21 protein-coding genes are annotated in these 23,851 nt (G+C 68.8%); 16 read left to right on the forward strand and 5 right to left on the reverse strand.

All coding sequences use genetic code 11. The annotated features are described in order from the left end of the window. The first annotated feature begins 45 nt into the window (after nucleotides 1-45). The 8 genes from JW876_09545 to msrB all read left to right on the forward strand — a co-directional run bounded on the left by JW876_09545 (nucleotide 46) and on the right by msrB (nucleotide 7,867). A complete protein-coding gene (locus tag JW876_09545) occupies nucleotides 46-1,026 on the forward strand; it encodes an ABC transporter permease (GenBank protein MBN1885748.1) in 981 nt (326 codons plus the stop codon). Beyond that, nucleotides 1,023-1,910 carry an ABC transporter permease gene (locus JW876_09550; protein MBN1885749.1) on the forward strand — a complete coding sequence of 296 codons (888 nt, stop codon included), beginning with the start codon at nucleotides 1,023-1,025 and terminating at the stop codon, nucleotides 1,908-1,910. Before JW876_09545 ends, JW876_09550 begins: the two co-directional genes overlap by 4 nt. 27 nt (nucleotides 1,911-1,937) lie before the next feature. Further along, nucleotides 1,938-2,906 (forward strand): ABC transporter ATP-binding protein, encoded by a 969-nt coding sequence (locus tag JW876_09555; protein ID MBN1885750.1) that lies wholly within the window; start codon nucleotides 1,938-1,940, stop codon nucleotides 2,904-2,906. Next, nucleotides 2,906-3,865, forward strand: a complete 960-nt coding sequence (locus JW876_09560; protein ID MBN1885751.1) for an ATP-binding cassette domain-containing protein — start codon at nucleotides 2,906-2,908, stop codon at nucleotides 3,863-3,865. The genes JW876_09555 and JW876_09560 overlap by 1 nt, the downstream gene beginning before the upstream one ends. A gap of 176 nt (nucleotides 3,866-4,041) precedes the next feature. After that, a complete protein-coding gene (locus JW876_09565) occupies nucleotides 4,042-5,292 on the forward strand; it encodes a tetratricopeptide repeat protein (protein ID MBN1885752.1) in 1,251 nt (416 codons plus the stop codon). A gap of 55 nt (nucleotides 5,293-5,347) precedes the next feature. Further along, nucleotides 5,348-6,178, forward strand: a complete 831-nt coding sequence (locus JW876_09570; GenBank protein MBN1885753.1) for a class I SAM-dependent methyltransferase — start codon at nucleotides 5,348-5,350, stop codon at nucleotides 6,176-6,178. An 86-nt stretch (nucleotides 6,179-6,264) separates the two neighbouring features. After that, the gene (locus tag JW876_09575; GenBank protein ID MBN1885754.1) at nucleotides 6,265-7,248 is read left to right on the forward strand and encodes a YitT family protein; all 984 of its coding nucleotides are present in this window, start codon (nucleotides 6,265-6,267) and stop codon (nucleotides 7,246-7,248) included. A gap of 187 nt (nucleotides 7,249-7,435) precedes the next feature. Next, nucleotides 7,436-7,867, forward strand: coding sequence for a peptide-methionine (R)-S-oxide reductase MsrB (msrB, locus tag JW876_09580; protein MBN1885755.1), 432 nt, complete (start codon nucleotides 7,436-7,438; stop codon nucleotides 7,865-7,867). Between the two features lie 39 nt (nucleotides 7,868-7,906). Here the strand turns inward: msrB and JW876_09585 are convergent, their stop codons facing one another. The 5 genes from JW876_09585 to lepA form a co-directional block, all read right to left on the reverse strand. Beyond that, a complete protein-coding gene (locus tag JW876_09585; protein MBN1885756.1) occupies nucleotides 7,907-9,955 on the reverse strand; it encodes a phage holin family protein in 2,049 nt (682 codons plus the stop codon). A 22-nt stretch (nucleotides 9,956-9,977) separates the two neighbouring features. After that, entirely contained in the window at nucleotides 9,978-10,859 is an 882-nt protein-coding gene (locus JW876_09590; protein MBN1885757.1) for an MBL fold metallo-hydrolase, read from the reverse strand. Between the two features lie 37 nt (nucleotides 10,860-10,896). Continuing rightward, nucleotides 10,897-13,275 (reverse strand): AAA family ATPase, encoded by a 2,379-nt coding sequence (locus JW876_09595; GenBank protein MBN1885758.1) that lies wholly within the window; start codon nucleotides 13,273-13,275, stop codon nucleotides 10,897-10,899. Between the two features lie 166 nt (nucleotides 13,276-13,441). Further along, the gene (gene hemW, locus JW876_09600; protein MBN1885759.1) at nucleotides 13,442-14,623 is read right to left on the reverse strand and encodes a radical SAM family heme chaperone HemW; all 1,182 of its coding nucleotides are present in this window, start codon (nucleotides 14,621-14,623) and stop codon (nucleotides 13,442-13,444) included. After that, nucleotides 14,613-16,409, reverse strand: coding sequence for an elongation factor 4 (gene lepA / locus JW876_09605; GenBank protein MBN1885760.1), 1,797 nt, complete (start codon nucleotides 16,407-16,409; stop codon nucleotides 14,613-14,615). Before lepA ends, hemW begins: the two co-directional genes overlap by 11 nt. A gap of 126 nt (nucleotides 16,410-16,535) precedes the next feature. Between lepA and JW876_09610 the strand changes: the two genes are divergently transcribed. The 8 genes from JW876_09610 to JW876_09645 all read left to right on the forward strand — a co-directional run. Continuing rightward, a complete protein-coding gene (locus tag JW876_09610) occupies nucleotides 16,536-17,450 on the forward strand; it encodes a patatin-like phospholipase family protein (GenBank protein ID MBN1885761.1) in 915 nt (304 codons plus the stop codon). Nucleotides 17,451-17,720: 270 nt separating this feature from the next. Continuing rightward, a complete protein-coding gene (locus JW876_09615) occupies nucleotides 17,721-18,038 on the forward strand; it encodes a hypothetical protein (protein MBN1885762.1) in 318 nt (105 codons plus the stop codon). Between the two features lie 35 nt (nucleotides 18,039-18,073). Beyond that, nucleotides 18,074-20,044: a hypothetical protein gene (locus tag JW876_09620; GenBank protein ID MBN1885763.1), complete on the forward strand. Its 1,971-nt coding sequence runs from the start codon at nucleotides 18,074-18,076 to the stop codon at nucleotides 20,042-20,044. A 26-nt stretch (nucleotides 20,045-20,070) separates the two neighbouring features. After that, nucleotides 20,071-20,541 (forward strand): V-type ATP synthase subunit K, encoded by a 471-nt coding sequence (locus JW876_09625; protein MBN1885764.1) that lies wholly within the window; start codon nucleotides 20,071-20,073, stop codon nucleotides 20,539-20,541. A gap of 16 nt (nucleotides 20,542-20,557) precedes the next feature. After that, entirely contained in the window at nucleotides 20,558-21,151 is a 594-nt protein-coding gene (locus JW876_09630) for a V-type ATP synthase subunit E (GenBank protein MBN1885765.1), read from the forward strand. After that, a complete protein-coding gene (locus JW876_09635) occupies nucleotides 21,148-22,125 on the forward strand; it encodes a V-type ATPase subunit (protein ID MBN1885766.1) in 978 nt (325 codons plus the stop codon). The genes JW876_09630 and JW876_09635 overlap by 4 nt, the downstream gene beginning before the upstream one ends. A 13-nt stretch (nucleotides 22,126-22,138) precedes the next feature. Next, on the forward strand, nucleotides 22,139-22,492 hold the full coding sequence (locus JW876_09640; protein ID MBN1885767.1) for a hypothetical protein: 354 nt from the start codon (nucleotides 22,139-22,141) through the stop codon (nucleotides 22,490-22,492). Between the two features lie 36 nt (nucleotides 22,493-22,528). Further along, the coding region (locus tag JW876_09645; protein MBN1885768.1) for a V-type ATP synthase subunit A at nucleotides 22,529-23,851 on the forward strand (1,323 nt) is incomplete at its 3' end.

Here is a 23,851-nt window from a genome sequence, read left to right on the forward strand (position 1 = left end):
GAGAAACGAGTTCGCCCCCGCCGCCGGGAAACGAAAGGAGCCGCGATGACGGGGTTCCTCTTCCGCCGCGCGGCACAGTCGGTCGTTCTCGTTTTCATCGTTCTCACCGTCACCTTCTTTCTGCTGCATCTCGCGCCGGGCGACCCGGCGGACCGCTACGACGGCCCGGAGATGTCCCCCGGGACCATCGCGCGCATCCGCCACGACATGGGGCTGGACCGACCGGTCGCCGAGCAGTACGTCCGCTGGATGGCGAGCTTCCTGCGGGGGGATTTCGGCTGGAGCCTGCGGTACAACCGCCCCGTCCGCGATCTGCTCGGCGAGGCGATCCCGAACACGCTCCGGCTCACCGCCGCGGCGCTGGCCCTCTACATCGTCGTGGGCGTCGCCCTCGGTCTCATCTCGGCGGCGCGCTACCGCACGCTCTTCGACCGCGTGAACACGGTGTCTGCGCTCTTTCTCTACGCGATCCCCGCGTTCTGGCTGGCCGAGATGCTGATACTGCTCTTCTCGCTCAAGCTCGGCGTGCTTCCGTCGTCGCACATGGAATCCCTCGATGCCGGCGCCCTCGGGGGGTGGGCCCTTTTCTTCGACCGGCTCGCCCACCTCGCCATGCCCGCGTTCGTCCTCGGCGTCGCGTCGGCGGCGGGGATCGCCCGCTACATGCGCGGGAGCATGCTGGACGTGATGCGCGAGGATTTCATCCGGACGGCGCGCGCGAAGGGGCTCCCGGAACGGACAATCTACCTCAAGCACGCGCTCAGGAACGCGGCGATCCCGGTCGTGACGATCATCGGGCTCAGCATCCCCTTCCTCCTCGGCGGGGCCGTCGTCACCGAGAAGATCTTCTCGTGGCCGGGCATGGGGCAGCTCACGGTGAACGCCATCTACACGAGGGACTATCCCGTCGTCCTCGCCGTCAACTTCGTCGTCGCCGTGATGACGATCGGGGGCACGCTGCTCGCCGACGTCGGATACGCGCTCCTCGATCCGCGCGTGGGCGGCGGGGGAAGGGACGGGTCATGAGCGCGGCCACCGGAAGCGGCCCGGGAAAACGGCCGCCAGGCGGACTCTGGTCGTCGGGCTGGTCGAGGTTCAGGCGGAACCGGCTCGGGATGGCGGGGCTCGTCATCGTCGCCGCGCTCTATCTCGTCGCCCTCCTCGCGCCGCTTCTCACCCCGTACGATCCCGTCGAGCAGGGGGACGTCCCGCGGATGCGTTTCCAACCGCCGAGCATCTCGCACCCGCTCGGCACCGACAAGTTCGGGCGCGACGTCTGCGCCCGCATCATCTACGGTTCGCGGGTCTCCCTGACGATCGGCATCGTGGCCGTCGCGATCAGCGCCTCGCTCGGCGCCGCCGTCGGCGCGCTCGCAGGCTATCTCGGCGGGACGGCCGATGCGGTCATCATGCGGATCGTCGACGCCCTGATGTCGATCCCGCGCATCTTCCTCCTGCTCACCTGCATCGCGCTCTTTCCGGGATCGATCTGGCTCATCGTCCTCCTGCTGGGAGCGACCGGCTGGATGGCGACGGCCCGCCTCGTCCGCGGGCAGGTGCTCTCGCTCCGGCGGCGCGATTTCATTCTCGCCGCCGAGGCTCTCGGCGCCGGCGGACGACGGATCGTCCTGCGTCATCTCATACCCAACACGCTCACCGTCATCGTCGTCTCGGCCACTCTCCGCATCGGCGGGATCATCCTCACCGAGGCGGCCTTGAGCTATCTCGGCCTCGGCGTGCCGCCGCCGACGCCGAGCTGGGGACAGATGGTGTTCGCCGGCCGGGAGGTCATCCTCGACTCGTGGTGGGTTTCCGCTTTTCCCGGGCTGGCGATCGCTGTTACAGTCGTTGGGTACAACCTGCTGGGGGACGGGCTCAGGGACGCCTTCGATCCCCGGTGGGATTCCTAGGGCGCGCCGCGGAAGGATGCCGATCCGATGGAGCCGCTGCTCGAGATCCGCGACCTCATGACCTTCTTCGAGACGGAGGAGGGGACGGCGCGCGCCGTCGACGGCGTGAGCTTCGAGGTGGGGCGCGGCGAGACGGTGGGGCTTGTCGGCGAATCCGGGTGCGGCAAGAGCGTGACCGCCCTCTCCGTCATGCGGCTCGTCGATCCCCCCGGCAGGATCGCCGGCGGGCGCATCCTCTTCGAGGGTCGCGATCTTCTCGCCATCCCCGAGAAGGAGATGCGGCGCGTCCGCGGCAACGACATCTCGATCGTCTTCCAGGAGCCGCTGTCGAGCCTCAATCCCGTCTTCACCTGCGGGGAGCAGGTCCGCGAGGCGATCGCGCTGCACCGCGGGCTCGGCCGGCGGGCATCGCGCGACGAGGCGATCGAGATGCTGCGGCTCGTCCGCATCCCCGAGCCAGAGAAACGCTACCGCGCCTACCCGCACCAGATGAGCGGCGGCATGCGGCAGCGGGTGATGATCGCGATGGCCCTCTCCTGCCAGCCGAAGCTTTTGCTCGCCGACGAGCCCAGCACCGCGCTCGACGTCTCGGTGCAGGCGCAGATCATCGAGCTCCTTCTCGACCTTCGCGGGCGGCTCGGGATGGCGGTGCTGCTGATCACGCACGACCTCGCCGTCGTCGCGCAGATGGCCGACCGCGTCGTCGTGATGTACGCCGGGGTCGTCGTCGAGGAGGCGCCGCTCGGGGCGCTCTTCGACTCCCCCGCGCATCCGTACACGCAGGGGCTCCTCGCGTCCCTGCCGCGGGTCGGCGATCGCGCCGGACGTCTCGCGACGATCCCTGGCGCCGTCCCCGATCCGCTCTATCGGCCGGCGGGATGCCGTTTCGCCGACCGTTGTCCGAAACGCTTCGACCGGTGCGGCGAGGAGCCGCCCCTCTTCGAGACGGGGCCGGCGCGCCGGTCGCGCTGCTGGCTCGCCCGGGGGGGTGCCTGATGGCGATCCTCGAGGCGCGCGGCATCCGGAAGTTCTTCCGGCAGGGAGGCGGTCCCTGGCGGCGCGGCCGGGCAATCAAGGCCGTCGACGGGGTCGATCTCGCCGTCGAGCGGGGCGAGACGATCGGCCTCGTCGGCGAATCGGGGTGCGGCAAGAGCACGCTCGCCCGGGCGATCATCCGTCTCGTCGAACCGGACGAGGGGACGGTGCGTCTCGACGGGATCGATTTCCTCGCCCTCCGGGGCGCCGCCCTGCGCCGGGCCCGCCGCCGCATCCAGATGGTCTTCCAGGATCCCTACTCCTCGCTGAACCCGCGCCTCTCCGTCGGGGAAACGATCGGCGAGGGGATCAGGATCCACCGTCTGGCCCGCGGGCGGGCGGTCGGCGACCGCGTCGCGGAGATCCTCGGAAAGGTCGGCCTGCCGCCCGCGGCCGCCGTCCGCTATCCGCACGAGTTCTCCGGCGGGCAGCGGCAGCGGATCGGTATCGCCCGCGCGCTCGCCGTCGAGCCGGAGATCGTCATCGCCGACGAGCCGGTTTCCGCCCTCGACGTCTCGGTCCAGGCGCAGATCGTCAACCTCCTCGAGGATCTCCAGCGCGATCTCGGCCTCACCTACGTCTTCATCGCCCACGATCTCGGCGTCGTCGAGCACGTGAGCGACCGGGTGGCCGTGATGTATCTCGGGCGGATCGTCGAGGAGGCGCCGACCGCCGGCCTCTTCGCCGAGCCGCTTCATCCCTACACGATCGGCCTCCTCGCCTCGATACCACGGCCCGATCCGTCGGCGCCGCGCGCAAGGGCCGCGATCGCCGGGGACGTGCCGAGCCCGGCGGCCGTCCCGCCCGGCTGTCCCTTCCATCCCCGGTGCCCGCTCGCCTTCGAACGATGCCGCATCGAGAGGCCCGTTCTCCGCGGCCGCGACGGCGACCGCGCCGTGGCCTGCTGGCTGTACGGCTGAACGACGCCTTCCTGCCCACAATGCTCACGCCGGCCCGGACACCTCGTTCCGCCGGGTTCCCGGCAGGCGTCGTTGAAGCCGAGTCCGCCCGCGGCCGGCATCCTCGTGAAATCGTTTGCGCGGCGGCGCACCCCTCCGTACAATGAGCGTGCGGTTCGTTTCCACGGGGGGGAAAGATGAAACGGTTCGGCAGGATCCTCGTCGTCGCCGTGATCGGCGTCGCCGTCTTCGTCGCCTACTACTGGTCCGCCAAGGGCATGCGCGCCTACGAGCAGGCCGAGCATTTCCGCCGCACGGGCAGGCTCGACCAGGCGATCGCCGAGTACGAGCGGGCGATCGAGGGGAATCCCCGGCGCGGCGTCTTTTATTTCGGCCTCGCTCGGACGCTGCAGGCCCGCGGCGAGTACGCGCTCGCCCTCGAGGCCTGCGATCGGGCCCGCCGGTGCGAGCCGGATGAGTTAACCTACGATTCCCGCTACCATCTGATCGAGGGGATTCTTCTCGCCGACGAGGGGCGGTGGGGGGAGGCGATCCGCGCCCTCGACCGGTGCCGGGAGGGGTGCCGCGACTCGATCATGCGCGCCGTCGGCGACCGGATCGTCGCCGACGCCCGGTTGCGACGGGAAGCCGGAGAGCACGATGCGGCCGAGAGCGAGCTGATGACGGCCCTGGGCGTCTCGGACGGCGACTGCCGGCTCTTCTTCGAGCTGGCTTTGAACTGCCGGGAGATGGGGCAGCCCGGGCGTGCGATCCGCTACTTCGAGAAGGCCGCGGCGCTCGCCCCGGATTGCACGCGGTACCACTACGAGCTCGGGCGGACGTACCGGGCGACGGGGCGGTACCCCGAGGCGATCGCCGCCTTCTCGAGGGCGGGCGATTTCGGGGATGCGCACCAGCTCGCGGCGGAGACACGCTCGGTCGAGCGCGAGCGGTGCCGGGCGGTGGCGGATTCCCTCTGCGCCGAGGCCGTCTCGTACCTCCTGCAGGATACCACGCTCTACTCGGAATGGACCGTCGCGAAGGAACGGATCGATCGCGCGATCGAGCTTTGCCCGGCCGAGCGCCGGTACCGGCTCGTCTCCCACGACCTGCTCGTCGACGAGCTCGCCTTCTTCAGGGGCTCTCCCTCGCTCCGGATACGGATCGAGGACCGCGGCGGCGTGGACGGCGGCACGCTGCTCGAGGTCACCGTGCGGAACGGCGGCCCGGCGCCCCTGTCGGTCGGGGCGGCGAACTTCAGCCTCGTCGCGCCGGACGGCCGCGTCTTCCCGGCGCGGAACGGGGGCTTCCCCGTCCGCGTCGTCCCTCCCGGCGGCGAGAGCGGCGGTCTGCTTCGCTTCGACTCCGACGTCCGCCCGGCGACGCTCGTCTGCACGGGGACGGGGGCGGAGCGGGTGGTCCGCAGCCTGCCGGCGCCCGTGTACTGACGCGCTTCGCCTTTCATCTTGCGGAGGAGGCCGCCGGCCTGTCATCATCCCCGCCATGGAACGCTACAGCGATCTCGACCTCGACGATCCCCGGATCGTCTCGATCCTCGACGACCTCCCGCTCTGGTCGGCGCCCTTCGGGCTTCGCCTGCTCGAAACGGTCGAGTACCGGCGGGGCCTGCAGGTCCTCGACCTCGGATCCGGCACCGGGTTTCCCCTCGCCACGCTCGCCGCCCGCCTCGGACGCGGCTGCCGCGTGACGGGGCTCGACCCGTGGCTGGGCGCCGCGCGGCGGGGCCGCCAACGGATCGCCGTGACGAAACTCGCGAACGCCGCCGTCGTCGCGGGGCGCGGAGAGGATCTCCCGTTCCGCGAAGCCGTCTTCGACCTCATCGTCTCCAACAACGGGATCAACAACGTCGACGACGCAGGCCGGGTCCTCGGCGAGTGCGCTCGCGTCGCCCGCCCCGGGGCGCAGTTCGTCGTCACGGTGAACCTGCCGGGAACGATGTCCGTCTTCTACGACCGCTTCCGCGAGACGGTGCGCGAACTCGGCCTCGAGGACGCGGTCGCCGCGATCGACGCGCACATCCATCGCCACCGCCGTCACGCCGGGGAGACGGTGGCCCTGCTCGAGGAGGCGGGATTCCGCGTGGGAGAATGCCGCCGGGACAGTTTCACGATGCGGTATCTCGACGGCGGCGCCCTCTTCGGCGATTTCTTCATACAACTCGCGTTCGCCGGACCCTGGCGGGATGTCGTGGCCGCCGGGCGGCAGGAGGAGGTCTTCTCGCGCCTCGAGGAGAACCTGGATCGGTACGCGGCCCGTGCGGGAGAGCTCGCCCTCGAGATCCCCTTCGTCTGCATCGACGCGCGCCGCCGGTAACGGGAACGGTTTCCCTTGCCTCCGCGGCGGCCGCACGGTATCGGGTGTTTCCGGGGAAGGGCCCGGCGGAAAGGAACGGTCGGACGATGAAACGCCGCAACATGGAATCGGTCGTCGATTACGCCGCGATCACCGTCGGCAGCTTCGTCATGGCAATCGGAATCGGCGTCTTCCTCGTCGACGCGAAGGTCGTGCCGGGGGGCGTCTCGGGGCTCTCGATGGCCGTGCATTATCTCACCGACGGCCGCGTGCCCGTCGGGCTCCTCATGTGGTGTTTCAACGTGCCCCTCTTCGTGTGGGGCGTGAAGGAACTCGGCCGCGCCTTCGGCGTGCGCACCTTCTACGGCTTCACCGCCAATTCCTTCTTCATCGATCTCGTGCGGGGCGACGTCTTCTCCGGTATCCGGCTCCAGGACACGGCGACGATCCGTTTCCTCGTCGAGCGCGATTTCTTCTTCCTCGTTTTGCTCGGGGCGGTGCTGATCGGGCTCGGGCTGGGGATCATCTTCAAGTTCAAGGGCACGACGGCGGGAAGCGACATCGTCGCCGCCATCGCGCAGAAGCGCTGGAACGTCAAGCCGGGCACGACGATCCTCGTCGTCGATTTCTTCGTCATCCTCGCCGCCGGCATCGTCATCCACGCGCGGAACCTGAGCCCCGAAACGCCGGCCGCCGTCCTCATGCTCTATGCCTTCTTCCTGCTCTTCGTCTCCTCCCAGCTCATCGACATGGTGATCTTCGGCTTCGACTACGCGAAATCGGCCCTTATCATCTCCGACCGGCACGAGGAGATCGCCGAGATGATCATCGACCGGCTCGGGCGGGGGGCGACGGCGCTCCACGGCCGCGGCCTCTACAGCGGCCGGGAGCGCGACGTGATCTTCACCGTGGTGCCGCGCCGTCAGATCTACCGGCTCGCGGACCAGGTCAAGCAGATCGATCCGGATGCCTTCGTCATCATCAACCGCGTGCACGAGGTCCTCGGCGAGGGATTCATGGCGCGGGGAGAGGTCGACCGGCAGAAGCTCGTGCCGCAGCGCCGGCGGGGAGACGAGGAGACCGCGAGCTGAATCCGCCCCGGAAGAGATGTCCTTCTTCAGGCCTCGAAGGGAATCCTTGTGTTTATCAGGAATCATTCTTATCTTTATGCGGAATCCGCAACGACGGAGGTCACCGATGGGCATCCTGATCGCCTTGACGGTCGCACTGCTCCTGCAGGGCCCGGCCGGGCATGACGGAAACGGGGGAGAAGCGGCCATGACCGGGAAGATACGCAAAACCGACGAGGAGTGGCGCCGGATACTCACGCCAGAACAGTACGCCGTCCTGCGGGGGCATGCCACCGAGTGCGCCTTCAGCGGGGGAACGGACACGCATTCCGGGCCGGGGATCTACCGGTGCGCCGGCTGCGGGGCTCCCCTCTTCGAGGCGGGCGCGAAGTACGATTCGGGGAGCGGGTGGCCGAGCTTCTTCGAGGCGCTTTCCCGCGACGCGGTCGGCATGAGCGTCGACCGGTCGCTGTCGGTCGTGCGGACCGAGGTGCACTGCGCCCGCTGCGACGGCCATCTCGGGCACGTCTTCGAGGACGGCCCGGCCCCCACGAGACTCCGGTACTGCATCAATTCGGTCGCCCTCGTCTTCGAGGCGGCCGAAACGGCGCCGGAGACGCCTCCCGGCGACGATCGCTGAACGGAAGGGTCGATCCGCTCTTCCGCCGGGGAGCCGGGCTCAGCCGGTCTCCCCGGGTCTTGTTTCATCGCGTTCCGGGTCGAGCCCGATTCCGCGCATCCATCCCGCCAGCAGCTCGTGCACCGCGACGGGGCCGACGATCTCGTCGCCGGCCTCCCAGTCGGCCGGCGAGAGGATGAAAGGCTCCGTCTGCGGGCCCCCGAGGCCGCCGTGCGAGCCGATCTGTTCCTCGAAGGCCATCGCCTCCCCGGTCAACGGATCCCACGCGCCGTTGACGACGATGTCGCCGACGTGCGGGAACCGGTCGAGCCGACGCAGGTGGTCGGCGGCGCGCGGCCCGTAGCCGGCGAGCGGATCCCTCCCCTCGACGCGGCCGTCGGCGAGATGGCGGATGCCGCCGCCACCAACGACGACCGTTCCGTGCGCCTCGCTCTTCACCACGACGAACCCGATGCCGGGATGCCCGGCGAGGCCCTCGATCAGCCCCGGATGAAGGACCGCGATCCGCTCGAGCTCGAGACGCTCCTCCGTTTCGGGAAGGTAGACGAGGCCGAGATTGCCCGAGGCGCAGACGACGGCCCCGGCCTCCGCGACCGAGCCGGCCGGTTCTTTCGGTTTCTTCCCGACGCGCAGGTAGCCGCCGTGGACGCGGGCCCTGATGATCCGCCGCGCGCCGCGCGCCACGCGGTTGTTTTGGCCGAGCGCCTCCGAGACGAGGATGTTCAGGTACCCGCGCGCCTCGAAGGAGCCCACCGACGCGCTGACCGCCCGGTCGCCCCGCAGGAGGCGGCGGACGAGCTCCTCGAGGGTGAGCCCGTAGCGTTGCCGGAAGGGAGCGCCCGGCGACTGGCCGTGATCGGAGAGGACGACGATCCGGTAGGGGCGCGGGCTCTGGCCGACGAGGCGCTCGAGCCGGCCGAGGTGCCGGTCGACGAACCGGAGGATCCGGAAGGCGTCGGGGCTTTCCGGCCCGGCGCGATGGGCGACCGTGTCGTAGCCGATCAGGTTGATGTAGTTGGTCGGCACGCCGGCGAAGATGTTCTCGAAGAGCGTGTAGACGTTGATATCGCGCAGCAGGATCGTCGACAGCACTCGCTCGAGGGGAAAAAAACCCCACCGGGAGACGCGCGGCCCGCTCTTCCGGACGATCCCTCGCAAATTCTCCCGCAGCTCGACGGCGGCCTCCCACGTCATCATCACGATCGCCCGGGAGAAGTTGTAGGGATTGAGGAAGTACTCGTAGAGGGGAAAGGAGGCGCCGATGAGGCTCCGGGGAATGTCGGTCAGCATGCTGATCGTCAGCATGCCGCGCTCGGCGCCGCCGGAGAGGAGATTGCCGAGGCTCCATCCGCGGCTGAGCAGCGTCCGTTGCCGGGGAAGGCGGGACTCGATCTCCGCGGCGTCCGCGGGGTGGTTGGAGACCATGAGGCGGCCGCGTTCCTTCTCGTACCAGCGGAAGGCCGGGATGTCCCAGTTGTCGCCGTAGAGGATCCCCGCCTGGGCGGCGGTCGTCATCGACGGGAGGCCCGTGTCCCATCGCCGGAGCCGGTACGCGCCCGAGGCGATCCACCGGGAGAGGGTCGGCATGTGTTTCTCGTGGATCGTTCGCATGAGCGCCCGGTGGGAAAGGCCGTCGATCTGGACGACGACGAGGCCGGGTCCGGTGTCGGGGACGGCGCCGCCGACGGCGCGGGAGAGCCGCGCGACGACGTTCTGGTAATAGGAATCCTCGTCGTCGATCGACGCGAGCCCGGTGAGGAGCGTGCCGACCGCCGCCATGCCGAGCGTCGTCCACAGGGCGGTGAGCCAGCCGTCGATCGAGAAGCCCGGGACGATCCGCGCGGCGAACAGCAGCATCATGGCGTTGAGCACGACGCCGAACAGGCCGAAGGTGAGCATCGTGAAGGGCATCATCAGCAAAAGGAGCAGTGGACGGAGAAGAGCGTTGAGAAAGGCGATAACCGCCACGGCGGGGATCGCCGTCCACCACGAGGCGAGCTCGAGGCCGGGGATCCATCGCGCGAGCAGAACGAGGGCGACGAACTCGATCGCCCAGATCGTCGCCACCCGTCGCGTCCAGCGGATCATCGGTTTGTCCCTTCCCCGGCACTCAGGCGCCGGGCGCGGCAAGTTCGGTCGTCTCCCCCGGTTGCAGGATCCTGATCTCCACCTCCGGCGCCATCTCCGACGAAATCGCGGCGAACTCGAGCGGCGGCGACGAGAAGAAGCGCGGCCGGCGCATGCAGAAACCGACGGGGCAGAGGGTTCCCCAGTGGATCGGTATCGCCCGGCGCGGACGGAGGAGGCGCAGGGCGATCGCCGCGCGGTGCGGGTTGAGATGGCCGTGCCCGAGCCACGGGCCCCAGCCCCAGACGGGCAGGATGGCCGTGTCGAGCCGGTGTCCGACTTGCTCCATGTCCTGGAAGATGTCGGTATCGCCGGCGAAGTAGAGCGTGCGGGAGCCGCAGACGAGAAAGCCGATGCTCCTGGCGACGGGGCCGAAGGGCCAGCGGAAATCGGAATGGATCGCGGGGATCGCCTGGATGTTCACGTCGCGAACCGTGATCGTCTCGCCGCGCCGCAGCTCCTCCGCGTGGGTGAATCCCTTCCGGCGGAGCATCCGGTCCGCGCCGTGGGGCACGATGAGGCGCGTCTCGTGATCGAGCTCCTCGAGGGAGGGGAGGTCGAGGTGGTCGAAGTGCAGGTGGGAGACGAGGACGGCGTCGATGTCGAGCCGCGTCTCCGGGCCGGGCAAGGGGGGGATGCGGCGGAGGAAGCCGCCGACCCGGCGGCGGAAGACCGGATCGGTGAGGATCCGCACGCCGTCGATCTCGATGAGGACGGTGGAGTGCCCGACGTAGGTGACGCGCGTTCTGCCGGGGCGGGACGCAGCGGGAGGGCTGCATCGCCCGATTGGGCGACGAACGCGCCGCGTGTCCTCGTCTGCCGCCATGGCTGCGAACCGTCCGGAAAAGCCCGTGCGTCTCTCCACCGGATTCTATACCGTCCGGCGGCCCGGCGACACCCGGTTATTTGACGATCGCCTCGATTTCCACGAAGGCCGTCGACTGGTCGAGCCTCGCCCTCACGGCGGGATCGAGCCAGTCCTCCGGGACGATGACGTGCCGGCGGAGGGCGTCGTTCGTCTCGAGGGCGGGGACGTTCGCGGCCCGGACGATGCCGCGCCGGATCCCCACGAAGCTCGACGCGAAGAACTCGAGGCTGCGGGCGCCGTTGACGGGAAGGAGGTCGTGGAAGAGCTGCAGGACGCACTCCTGGATGCGGGTGATCGGCCCCCACTTCTTCATGAGGAGCGCCGTCAGGAGGTAGACGAGCTCCGTCTTCAGCTTGGCCTCGCTGCTGTACATGTACAGGCGGTAGCTGTCGCTCTCGTACACGGCCCTCCGGTACGTGTCGATGTTCTTTCCCACGAGGTTGATCAGCGAGCGGCGGACGTCGTGCATGAACCGCGACAGCGATTCGTTGTCGTCGATGAAATCGAGCTCGATGATCGGGCCGTTGAGGCGCGAGGCGAAATCGGAGCCCTTGTTTGAATCGACCAGCTCGTCCATCCGGGCCGTCGAGGCGAAGATCCACACCCCCGGATCGAGGCGGTAGCTCTTGCCCTTCGTGACGGCGAGGCCGTCCCAGAGTGGGCTGAGGAGCAGCCCCATGACGTCGTTCCCCTCGATCCGGGCGTTGATCTCGTCGATGAAGACGAGCGTCCGCTTCTCCGTCCGGTTCTGGATCGAGGCGATCCGGGCGAAGCAGTCGACCAGATCCCCGGCCGTCGCCATCTGCGCGATGGAGAACTCGAGGTACCGCATGTCGAAACGCCGGGCGAGCCGCTGGGCGAGGAAGCTCTTCCCCCAGCCCGAGGAGGCGATGAGGAGGCAGCCGAGCGGGCGGCTCGGGTCGGGGTCCTTCTCGAAGGCGGCCACGGCGGAGACGAGATTGTTGATCGCGTCCCGCTTGGGGCCGCCGACGCAGACGTAGTCGTCGAGGGCGCCCTCGCCCCGCCAGCACTGGAGCACCCAGCGGTCCGTCGCCAGCTCGACGCGTCCGAGGCCCTTCGACGACGATTTCCACCAGCGCCAGAGTGTGCAGTACTCTTCCCTCCTTGCCGATATCCTCGAGCACGGCGTGTCCAGGTCGCGGAGCGCGTACGCGTATTTCGAGAAGATCTGCAGGTTTTCGTTCTGATGCCAGGATGCGCTGATCTCGCGGCTCCACGCGTAGGCGGCCGAGAGGGCGTGCTCGCAGTGGTTGCTGAAATCGCCGAACCGCGCTGCCCCGGGATCGAGCGCCTGCGCGACGAGAGCGGAGAAGAAGACGGTCGTCCGGCCGATGTTGATCTCCTGCCGTTTGCCGGGGCTCCGGTCGATCGTGTGGACGATCTCCTTGCCCTCCTTCGCGAAGACGGTGTTGTCGTTGAGGAGGACGGCGGCGTGCTGGGCGATCGGGACCGTGTCGTTGTGCACCGGCGTCTCGTCGTCCCAGGTGAGCTCGCCGGTCAGGTTGCCGAGGAGCTCGAGACCGGCCCGGCCGAGCTGCCTGCCGTACCACCAGCGGCGCTCCCCCTTCTTGTGGGCGGCGAGCTGGTGATCGGCGACGGTCAGGAAGATCTCCCGGCCCGACGCCCGGATGGTCTTCATCCACGGCGGGTCGTCGATCTTCGTCCGGACGAACCACTTCGTCTCCTTGCCGCTGATCAGGAGGAGCTGCTCGATGCAGGCGTCCGAGATCACGCCCAGGCCGTGGTCCTCGATGATGATCGCCGCCGGGCCGGCGTCGCCCTCGACCGGTCCGAGGCCGGCGAGCCCCCTTTCGTAATCGAGCGGGTCTTCCCGGTCGAGGTGCCAGTCGATGCGACAGAGGTGGTGGAGATCGCCGCCGCTGAATCCCTCGAAGCAGCGGATGTGGCGCGTCGTCGAGACGTCCGTCCTGCCTGCGGCGAGGTTCCGGAAATCGTATGCGCTGTCGCAGGTCTTTCCGCCATCGTGGGGGCAGATCGTCCCGGTCGCGGTTTCCGCCGGATGCTTCAGGCACGAGACGGTGTAGGGCGTCAGCAGGATGTTGTCGCCGCGGGGGCTCCCGTCGCACAGGATGCAGCGCAGGATGTCGTCGTCCCCGGGGTGCCACGCGCCGACGCCGACGAAGTCGAAGGGACTCGGCCGCGGTTCTCCGCGGTCGTTGTTCCTCTCGAAATACGATTTCAGCAAAACCAGCACCTCGGCGGCGCCGCCGAGATTGACGATGCGTTCCTTCGGATCCTTGAGATGGGCGAGGTAGTGGACGTCGCCGGTGTGCGAGCTGTGGTAGAGATTCTGACGCGAAACGAGCCAGTTCTCGTCGACGAACCAGTCGCCGATGACGATGACCCGCCGCCTCTCGCCGGTGCCTGCCATGTCGTCCCCCCCCAGGTGAGCACGCTCCCGCGTTGTCGGTCGATTCTCGCATATTGCATGGCGGCGGCCCCGAAGTCAAGCCGCCCCGATGAATTACATGAGATAATATCGAGGCCGGGACGGGAATGGTTCCGATCGCGGAGTCGTACTCGCCGGGAGAGGGGCGTCACGATCCGCCGGTGTCCGGCGCCCCGCCGCCTGCCGGGGAAACCGGCGGCAGGAACCGGAGCGGGAGGGCGTCGGCGACGAGCATCCCCGCGGGTGTCGGGGCGACGCGGTCGCCGCGGCGTTCGAGCAGGCCGGCGTCGACGAGTTCGGCGAGGGTCTGTTTCCAGTCGGCGCGAACCGCGAGACGGTCGAGCGGGACGCCGTCGCTCGTCCGCAGGCCGAGCATCAGCTCCTCGACGAGAAGCTCGTCGTCATCGAGCGTTTCCTCGCCTGCCGCCGGATCGCGGCCCGCCTCGACGGCGGCGAGCCAGGGGCCGATGCCGCGGGGGTTCCACCATCGCCGCCGGCCGAGCAGCGAGTGCGCGGCGGGGCCGAGGCCGAGGTAGGGGGTGCGGTCCCAGTAGCGGGTGTTGTGCCGGGAGCGGTGCTCGTCGCCGCGGGCGTAGTTGGAGACCTCGTAGTGGACGTAGCCGCGGCCGGCGAGGAGGCGGTCGGCGAGGAAAAAGAGTGCCCGCTGGCGTTCGTCGGATGCCGATACGCATTCCCCGGCGGCCTGCCGCCGGCCGAGGGGGGTGCGCTCGTGCACGGTGAGCGCGTAGCAGGAGAGGTGCTCCGGCGCGGCCGCCAGCGCCTCGTCGAGCGTGTGCCGCCACCGGGCCTCATCGTGGCCGGGGAAACCGAAGATCAGGTCGAGGGCGAGCGACGGCGGACCCGCCTCGCGGAGGCAGGCGATCGCCGCGCTAGCCCGAACCGCGTCGTGCCGCCGGCCGAGAAAGGCGAGCTCGCCGTCGTCGAAGGACTGCACGCCGAGGCTCACGCGGTCGACGCCGATCGAGCGGAGCCGGCCGGCGAGACGGGGAGTGACGTCGTCGGGATTCGCCTCGACGGTCACCTCCGCCTTCTCGCCGAGGGGGAGCGCTCCGCGAACGCCGTCGAGGAGCGCGGCGAGTTCGTCGGCGCCGAGGAAGGACGGCGTCCCGCCCCCGACGTAGAGGGTGTTGAAGCAAGCGAAGCGGCCGCGCCACCGGGCGGCCTCGGTTGCCGCCGCGGCGACGAACCGGGCCGCGAGGGATCGATCGGTCGACGAGGCGAAATCGCAGTAGGGGCATTTCGTCCGGCAGAAGGGGACGTGCACGTAGAGGCCGGGCGCGCGCTCCGGCGGCGGCGGGTCATTCGTCATTGGTCTTCAGCACCGCGATGAAGGCGCTCTGGGGGATCGACACCTTGCCGACCATCTTCATGCGCGCCTTTCCCTTCCGCTGCTTGTCGAGGAGCTTCCGTTTCCGCGTGATGTCGCCGCCGTAGCATTTCGCCGTGACGTCCTTGCGGAAGGCGGAGATCGTGGAACGGGCGATGATGCTGCCGCCGATGGCGCCCTGGATGGGGATCTTGAAAATGTGCCGGGGGATCTCGTCGCGGAGACGGTCGCAGATCTCCTTGGCGCGCGTCCGGGCCCGGTCGCGGTGCACGATCACGCTCAGCGCGTCCACCTGCTCGTGGTTGACGAGGATGTCGAGCTTCACGAGGTCCTCTTCGCGGTAGTCGATGATCTCGTAGTCGAAGGAGCCGTATCCCTGGGTGATCGTCTTGAGCCGGTCGTAGAAGTCGTAGATCACCTCGGCGAGCGGCATCTCCACGGTGACCTCGATCCGGCCGGGGAAGGGGTAGCTGAAATGGGGGTCGACGCCGCGGCGGGCGAGGCAGAGCTTCATCACGACGCCCATGTAGCGTTCCGGGATGAGGACGGTGGCGCGGATGTACGGTTCCATCGACGCCTCGATCGTCATCGGGTCGGGGTAGAACTCGGGATTGTCGATCGTCACCTCCCTTCCGCCGATGAGCCGGAAACGGTAGGAAACGCTCGGGGCGGTCATCACGATCGTCTGGTCGAATTCGCGTTCGAGCCGCTCCTGGAAGACCTCGAGGTGGAGGAGCCCGAGAAAGCCGCAGCGGAAGCCGTGGCCGAGGGCGACGGAGGAATCCCGCTGGTAGACGAGGGACGCGTCGTTGAGCTTGTAGCGCTCGAGGGCGTCGGAGAGCGACGCGTTGTCGTCGGCGTTGACCGGGTAGATCGAGGAGAAGACGACCGGCTTGACCTCCTTGAAGCCCGGCAGGGGAGCGGCCGGCGGATCGGCGTCGTGGCAGATCGTGTCGCCGACCCGCGTGTCGCTCACCGTCTTGATGCCGGCGATCAGGTACCCGACGTCGCCCGCCTCGAGGCTCGGGCGCGGTTCGCGCCTGATGCGGAACAGGCCGACCTCCTCGATCTCGTGCGTCGTCGCGAGGGACATCAGCCTGATGACGTCGCCCGGCTTCACCGAGCCGTCGACGACGCGGCAGGAGATGATCGCCCCCCGGAAGGGGTCGTAGTTCGCGTCGAAGACGAGCGCGGAGAGTGGCGCGTCGACGCGCCCGCGCGGTGGCGGGATGCGCGAGACGATCGCCTCGAAGATCTCCTCGATGCCCGTTCCCTCCTTCGCCGAGCAGATGAGGGCCCCGTCGGGGTCGAGGCCGAGCTCCGCCTCGATCTCCCCCTTCGCCCGTTCGATGTCGGCCGAGGGCAGGTCGATCTTGTTGATGACGGGGACGATCTCGAGGTCGTGCTCCATCGCCGCGTAGAGGTTGGCCACCGTCTGCGCCTCGACCCCCTGGGAGGCGTCGACGAGAAGGAGGACGCCCTCGCAGGAGGCCAGCGCCCGCGAGACCTCGTAGGAGAAGTCGACGTGCCCCGGCGTGTCGATGAGATTGAGGATGTAGTGTTCGCCGTCCTTCGCCTGGTAGGGGATGCAGACGGTCTGGCTCTTGATCGTGATCCCCCGCTCGCGCTCGATGTCCATCGTGTCGAGGATCTGGTCCTGGAAGGAGCGTTCGTCGACGAGGCCCGCATGCTGGATCAGCCGGTCGGCGAGCGTCGACTTCCCGTGATCGATATGCGCGACGATGGAAAAGTTGCGCAGGCGCTTCATCGTGTCTCCGCGGGGGTTGAATCGTTTGGCTTCCTGATATACATTCCGCAATGTAGTCGTTTCCGTGGTCCGTGTAAAGGCACATCGGGGCCGGCGACCAATCGCCGTCGGCCGGGGAGGACAGGTATGGAACGGCGCATCGGGCTGGCGCTCGGGGCGGGCGGCGCTCGCGGGCTCGCCCACATCGGCGTGCTTTCGTGGCTCCGCGAGCGGGGGATCGGGTTCTCCTGCGTCGCCGGGACGTCGATGGGCGCGATCATCGGCGCGCACGCCGCCTTCGGCTACAGCCCGCAGGCGCTTCGGCGGTTCGCCGGCGACATCCGGTGGTCGGATCTCCTCAAGTTCTTCCAGCTCTCCCTCCGCGGAAGCAGCGTCTTCACCTGGAGCAGGATCTCCGCCTACCTCGAAGAGCGCCTCCAGGGCCGTGCGATCGAGAAGCTGCGCATGCCCTTCGCCTGCGTCGCCACCGACCTGACCACCGGGAAGCCCTTCGTCTTCCGGCAGGGCAACGTCGTGACCGCGGTGAGCGCGTCGAGCTGCATTCCGGGGATCTTCCCCCCGGTGTCCCTCGGCGACCGCTATCTCGTCGACGGGGAGATCGTCGACCCCGTGCCGATACGGCTCGCCTTCGATCTCGGCGCGGAGAAGGTGATCGGCGTGAACGCGGGGCGCGACCTCGGCCGGGCCCGGTCTGCCGACGAGGGCGCGACGGGGCTCGTCCACCGGATGGACGAATGGGTGAAGTCGATCGAGGGCGCGCCGGCGCGCGTGAGCGAGATGGCGGAGCGGATTCTCTCGGGGATCGAGGGCGCCTCGGGCGGCAGGCGCATCTTCGACGTCATCACCGATTCCTTCTCGATCGCCTCCTCGCGCATCCTCGAGTTCGAGCGGGAGCGGGCCGGCGTCCATCTCATGATCGAGCCCGACGTCGGCCGCTACGGGGCGTTCGATTTCGAGCACGCCGACGAGATCGTCGACCGCGGCTACCGCGCCTGCGAGGAACAGGCCGCGCAAATCGCCGAATTCCTCGAAACAGACTGACGCCGGCGTGTTCCGGGGTGCGGGGGCGGATCGGGGCGGCCTCCACGGCCTTTTTGCACCCCGGGCGCAATTCGTGTTTGCCTTTTTGCACGGTCGCGCATATGTTTTTTACTCCGCCCGTCAACGGGCGGCGCCGCGACGACCGGACGAATGGGCTCGAGCGCGGACGCCGATCCGCCGAAGCCCGGCAGAGATCGAATCGACGCATACCCAGAGGCATGTCATATCCCCGGGCGCGGTCCGGGCCCAGGTCCTTTTCCGGGAGCACCCATGATCGAGAAACACCTCGACGAGATTCGCCGCAAGGAAGAGGCGGCCGCGGCCGCGCTCCGCGAGGCCGAGACGACGGCCGCCGGCATCGTCGAAGCGGCCCGCGCGGCCGGCAGGAAGCTGATCGAGGAGGTGCGCATCGAGGCCGCCGACGAGGAGCGTTCGCTCCTGGAGGAGGCGCGGCGCATCGCCGGAGAGCGGATCGCCGGCCTCCGCGAAAAGAACACGAAGGCGATCGCAGCGCTGGACACCTCGGCCGCCGGAAGACGAAACGAGGCGCTCGAGACGATCGCCGCCGCGTTCCGGAGCGGATCGTGACGGCGCCGCGGGGCGCCTGAGCAGGGAGTGAGACGGTGGCAGTCAGCAGGATGCTGAAGGTGCAGCTACTGGCCCACACCTCGATAGAGGAGGGCATGAAGCGCGCGCTCCGCGAGGCGGGCGTGCTGCAGCTCACCGACGTCGAGCTCGAGGGGGAGACCCCGGAGATCGACGAGGAGCGGCTGCGCGGCGACCGGCGGCGCCTCGAGACGATCGAGGGCGTGCTGTCCTTCCTCGATCCCTGGGTCGCCGCTCCCTCCTTCCTCGAACGCATCGGCGCCGGGCCGATCGTCGCCGGCCGCGACGAGCTGGAGCGCCTCGCCGCCGAGGCCCCCGTCGAGGAGACGGCGGCCCGCTGCGAGAAGCTCCGGGAGACGATCCGGGGCGGCGAGGACGAGATCGCGCGGGGCGAGGAGCTTTTGCGGACGCTCGCGCCCTGGATATCGATCGAGGCCCCGCTCGAATCGCTTTGCACGGAGACGTGCGCCGTTCTCTTCTGGTCGATTCCCGCGAAGGCGGCCGAGGCGGTCGTCGCCGGGGCCGAGGAGGCGTGCCCCCGCACCGTGTTCGTCGAGGAGAGCAGGGACGGCGCCGCCGTCCATTACGCGGTCGCCGTTCGTGCGGGGGAAGCGGACGATCTCGCCGGGTACCTCAAGGACACGCCCGCCGTCAGGCGCCAGCTCGACGGTCTCGAGGGACGTCCGGCGGAGATCGCCGAACGCGTTCTGACGCGGCGGGCCGAGATCGAGCGCGAGATCGCCGTCGCGACGAACGAGGCCCGCCTGCTCGCCGCAAACCGGGAGGATCTTCTCAAGCTCGCCGACCACTACCGCGAGCGGATCGGTCTCGACGAGGCCGGACGGCTCTTCCGCCGGACCGCCTCGACCTTCGTCGTCGAGGGATGGATCCGCGCCGCCGACCGGCCGGTTCTCGAACGACGGCTCGGCGGCGCCTTCGAGAACTTCGAGATCGCCTTCCGCGAGCCGCGCGAAGACGAGGAACCGCCCATCCACCTGGACAACCGGCCCGCCGTCTCCCCCTACGAGTTCGTGACGACCCTCTACGGGCGGCCGATCTACCGCGAGTTCGATCCGACGCCGCTTCTGGCCCCCTTCTTCGTCGTCTTCTTCGCGATGTGCCTGACCGACGCCGGCTACGGGTTCACCCTCGCCGCGGTGAGTCTCTTCGTCATCCTCCGGTTCCGGCCGGGTGGAGGGGCGGGAAAGCTCTTCCGCATCCTTCTCTACGGCGGGCTGGTCACGGCGGTCGTCGGGATCGTCGCCGGGGGGATCTTCGGGATCGGCGCCGAGCTCTTCCCGCCGGCGCTGCGCCGGTTCGTGCTTCTCGATCCCCTGCACGAGCCGATGACGATGCTCAACATCTCCTTTCTCATGGGGATCGTGCACCTGCTGTTCGGCATGGGGATCCGGATGGTCGCGAACCTCAAGGCCCGGCTCGTCGCCGACGCCGTCTGCGACCAGCTCTTCTGGATGCTCTTCATCGTCGCCCTCGCGCCACTCGGGTTCCGCGGGATTCTCGGGGGCGAGGTGCCCGACCCGATCTTCGACGCTGCCGCGAAAGGGGCGGGCGTGCTCGCCGTGCTGATCTTCCTCTCCGGCGGCCGCCGCGCGAAGAATATCGCCGGCAAGATCTTCAAGGGACTCGTCGGATTCTACGACGTGGTGAGTTATTTCGGCGACGTGCTTTCCTACGCCCGTCTGCTGGCCCTCGGGCTGGCGACGAGCGCGATCGCGATCGCCGTCAACGATATCGCCGCGATGGTCATGGGCCTGCCGTACTACACGGGCTACGTCGCCATGGTCCTCGTCCTTCTCGGCGGTCATCTCTTCAACCTCGCGGTCAACACGCTCGGCGCCTTCGTGCATTCCGGACGGCTCCAGTACCTGGAGTTCTTCGGGAAGTTCTTCAACGGCGGGGGAAGGGAATTCCGTCCCTTCCGCTCCGAGCGCAGGCATACCGTGGTGCGGGAGAGCGAGACGGGATAGCACACGGCTTCAGGAAGGAGACACAGATGCTCGGTTTCATGCTTGTGGTCATCGGGGCGGCGCTCGCGGCGGCTCTCGCCGGCGCGGGATCGGCGCTCGGCACCGGGGTCGCCGGGCAGGCGGCGAACGGGGTCGTCAGCGAGGATCCGGAGAAGTTCGGATCGCTCCTCGTCCTCCAGGCGCTTCCCGGCACGCAGGGGATCTACGGGCTGGTCGCCCTGTTCATGATCATCAACAAGCTGCCCGGAATGGACGCCCTCAAGACGATCCCGGTCGGCGACGGCCTCGCGGTCCTCGGGGCGGCGCTGCCTGTCGCGATCACCGGCCTCGTCTCCGGCCTCTACCAGGGAAAGGTCTGCGCCGCGGCGTGCAGCCTCGTCGCCAAGCGTCCGGGGGAAGTCGGCAAGGGAATGGTCTTCGCCGTGATCGTCGAGACCTACGCGGTCCTCGGACTGCTCGGGACGATCCTCCTGCTGCAGCGGATCAGCCTGGGCTAGACCCGCGGGAGAAACGATGGCTATCGAACACATCCTGAAACGGATCGAGGAAGAGGCGGCGGCGGCGGTAAAGGAGCGAGTCGCGGCCGCCGAACGCGAGGCCGAACGGATCGGCGCCGAATTCGCCGCCGGGGGGGAGCGCCTCGCGGCCGAACTCCGGGCGCGGGCCGGGAAGAGGGCCGCGGAGGAGGAGCGGCGAATCGTCGTCGGCGAACAGCTCGAGCTCCGCAAGGCGCTCCTCGCGAAGAAACGGGAGATCCTCGAGGAGATCTACGCCGAAGCGAAAAGCCGGCTCGCAGAACTCGACGGCGACGACTACCTGGCGACCGTCGGGGGAATCATCGTGGAACGCGCCGTCACCGGGCGCGAGGAGATCGTTTCCGCGGCCGCGAAGCGCGACCTCTTCACGCCCGCCTTCCTCTCGTCCCTGAACGAGGCCTGGCCCGGCGGCGGCGATTTCCGCCTCGCCGGCGATTCGGGCGACTTCGCCTGGGGCGTCGTGCTCCGCGAGGGGAAACGGATCGTCGATCTCTCGCTCGACGTCTTCTTCGAGCAGGTGCGCGAGCGCGTCGAACCGGGGATCGGGGCGATCCTCTTCCGGGAGGAGTGACGGGCGCCGTGTCGACCGATTACACATACGTCGTCTCCCGTCTGCGGGCGATCGAGGCCTCGATGCCCGACCGGTCGTGGTTCCAGCGCCTCGTCCGCACGCCGCTCGACGGGCTCCTGGCGGCGGTCCGGGACACCTGCCGCGCCTTCGAGCCGGTCGAGAGGATACACGAATTCGAGGACGGCATCGAGGCGGAGATGGCGGAGACGCTCGATCTCGTCTGCGGTCTCGTTCCCGACGCGACCGTACGGGAGTTCCTGCGCGCGCCGCATGACTTCGACAACCTCGGGCACGCGTGGAAGGCCTCGCTCCTCGATCGGCCCGCATCGCTCACCTCCTGCGGTTTCGTCGACCCGATGACGATGGAGGAGGCCGTCCGCGGCCGGCATCTCCAGATGCTCCCCGGCTTTCTCCGGTCCGTCGCCGAGACGCTTGCCGAAGCGGGAGAGTCGCTCGACGCGGCCGGCGCGGGATACGCCGTCGAGCAAGAGAAGTGGAGGTGGCTCGTCGGCGCGGCGCCGGGAAACGAGGCCCGCGCCGCCGTCCGGCGCCGGATCGACCTGGCGAACGTCCGTTCGATCGTCAGGTCGCATCGCGACGCCTTCCGCCGGCCGCGGCTGGAGGAGGGACTGATCGAGGGCGGATGGATCGAGGCGTCGCGGTGGCGCAGGTTCGCCGCGGAGACGGAGGGGGAGTTCTACTCCTTCCTCGAGACCTCGGACTACCGCCTGCTGCTCAGGATGGGGCTCGGGACGGACTGCCCGCTGTGGCGGGTCGATCCGATCATCCTCGCGGCGACGATCGAACTCGGTCGCGAGAGCACGTACCGGTTCTTCGACATCCTGCCGGTCCTTCATCACCTCGATCTCCGGGAGCGGAACTGCCGCCTCCTGCGGATGGTGCTGGCCGGCAAGGTCAACCGCGTGCCCGAGGAGCTCGTCCAGGAGAACGTCGACGCGCTGTGGCCGTCGTAAGGGAGCGATTGCAGTGGCGAACCAGATAGCGGTCATCGGCCATTCGGACTCGATCGAGTTCTTCCGCGCCCTGGGTTGCGAGACCTACGAGACGCACGACGGCGAGCTCACCGAGGAGGCCTTCCTCGAGGTCGTGGAGAAACGGTTCAAGATCATCCTCGTCACCGAGGAGGTCTTCCACCGGTACAGCAAGCTGATCCGGCGGCGGACGCAGCGCGTCTTTCCCGTGGTCAGCATCATACCCGATATCCGCGGGGCCGTCTGGACGGACGGCGAGCCCTCCTCGGGAGGGCTGGCCTTCGGGGAGCTGCGGGATGCCGTCATCAGGGCGGTCGGCCAGGACATCTCGGGCGACGATAGCGAGTAGCCCGGGTCAACGGACACGCACGGGGAGAACAGACGTATGGGCGCTGGAAGAATCGTCAAGGTATCAGGGCCTCTCATCGTTGCCGAGGGCATGGGAGAGGCGAAGATGTACGAAGTCGCCCGCGTCGGCGAACGCCGGCTGATCGGCGAGGTCATCGAGCTTCACGGGGACCTCGCCTACATCCAGGTCTACGAGGAGACCGCGGGGATCGGCCCGGGAGAGACGGTCGAGTCGACGGGCCAGAGTCTGAGCATCGAGCTGGGCCCCGGGCTGCTCCAGTCGATCTACGACGGGATACAGCGGCCGCTCGACGACATCTACGCGCAGGTTGGCTCCTACATCACGCGCGGCATCGACATTCCCGGTCTCGACCACGAGCGCGCGTGGACCTTCACGGCGGCGCCGGGACTGGCGAAGGGGCAGGAGATCCTCCCCGGGGACATCCTCGGCGACGTCCGGGAGACCGAGCTCATCGTCCACCGCGTCATGGTCCCGCCGACGATCGAGGCGGGCAGGCTGGCGCGCGTCCCGGTCGACGGCACGTACACGATCGAGGATACGATCGCCGAGATCGAGACCGACGCGGGCCTGCGGGAGGTGCGGATGTACCACCGGTGGCCCGTCAGGACGCCCCGCCCGACGGTCCGCAAGCTCATGCCCGTGAAGCCGCTCGTGACCGGCCAGCGCGTCATCGACATGTTCTTCCCGATCAGCCAGGGCGGCACGGCCACCGTCCCGGGCCCCTTCGGCGCGGGGAAGACCGTCATCCAGCACCAGCTGGCCAAGTGGTCGGACGCGAACATCATCGTCTACATCGGCTGCGGCGAGCGCGGCAACGAGATGACCGACGTGCTCCAGGAGTTCCCCGAGCTCATCGACCCGGCCACGGGGCGCCCGCTGATGGAGCGGACCGTGCTGATCGCGAACACGTCGAACATGCCCGTCGCGGCGCGGGAGGCCTCGGTCTACACGGGAATCACGATCGCCGAGTATTTCCGCGACATGGGCTACGCCGTCGCGGTCCTCGCCGATTCGACCTCGCGCTGGGCGGAGGCGATGCGCGAGATGAGCGGCCGCCTCGAGGAGATGCCGGGGGAGGAGGGGTATCCCGCCTACCTGCCCTCGCGGATCGCCGAGTTCTACGAGCGGGCCGGCCGGACGGTCTGCCTCGGCTCGGACGCGCGGGAGGGGACGCTGAGCGTCATCGGCGCGGTCTCCCCCCCGGGCGGCGATCTGTCCGATCCCGTCGTGCAGGCGACGCTCAAGGTCGTCAAGGTCTTCTGGAGCCTCGAGGACCAGCTCGCCTTCGAGCGGCACTTCCCCGCCATCGGCTGGCTGTCGAGCTACTCGCTCTACCAC

The organism is Candidatus Krumholzibacteriota bacterium (assembly GCA_016931295.1).
In the GTDB taxonomy this organism is placed as follows: Bacteria; Krumholzibacteriota; Krumholzibacteriia; order Krumholzibacteriales; family Krumholzibacteriaceae; genus JAFGEZ01.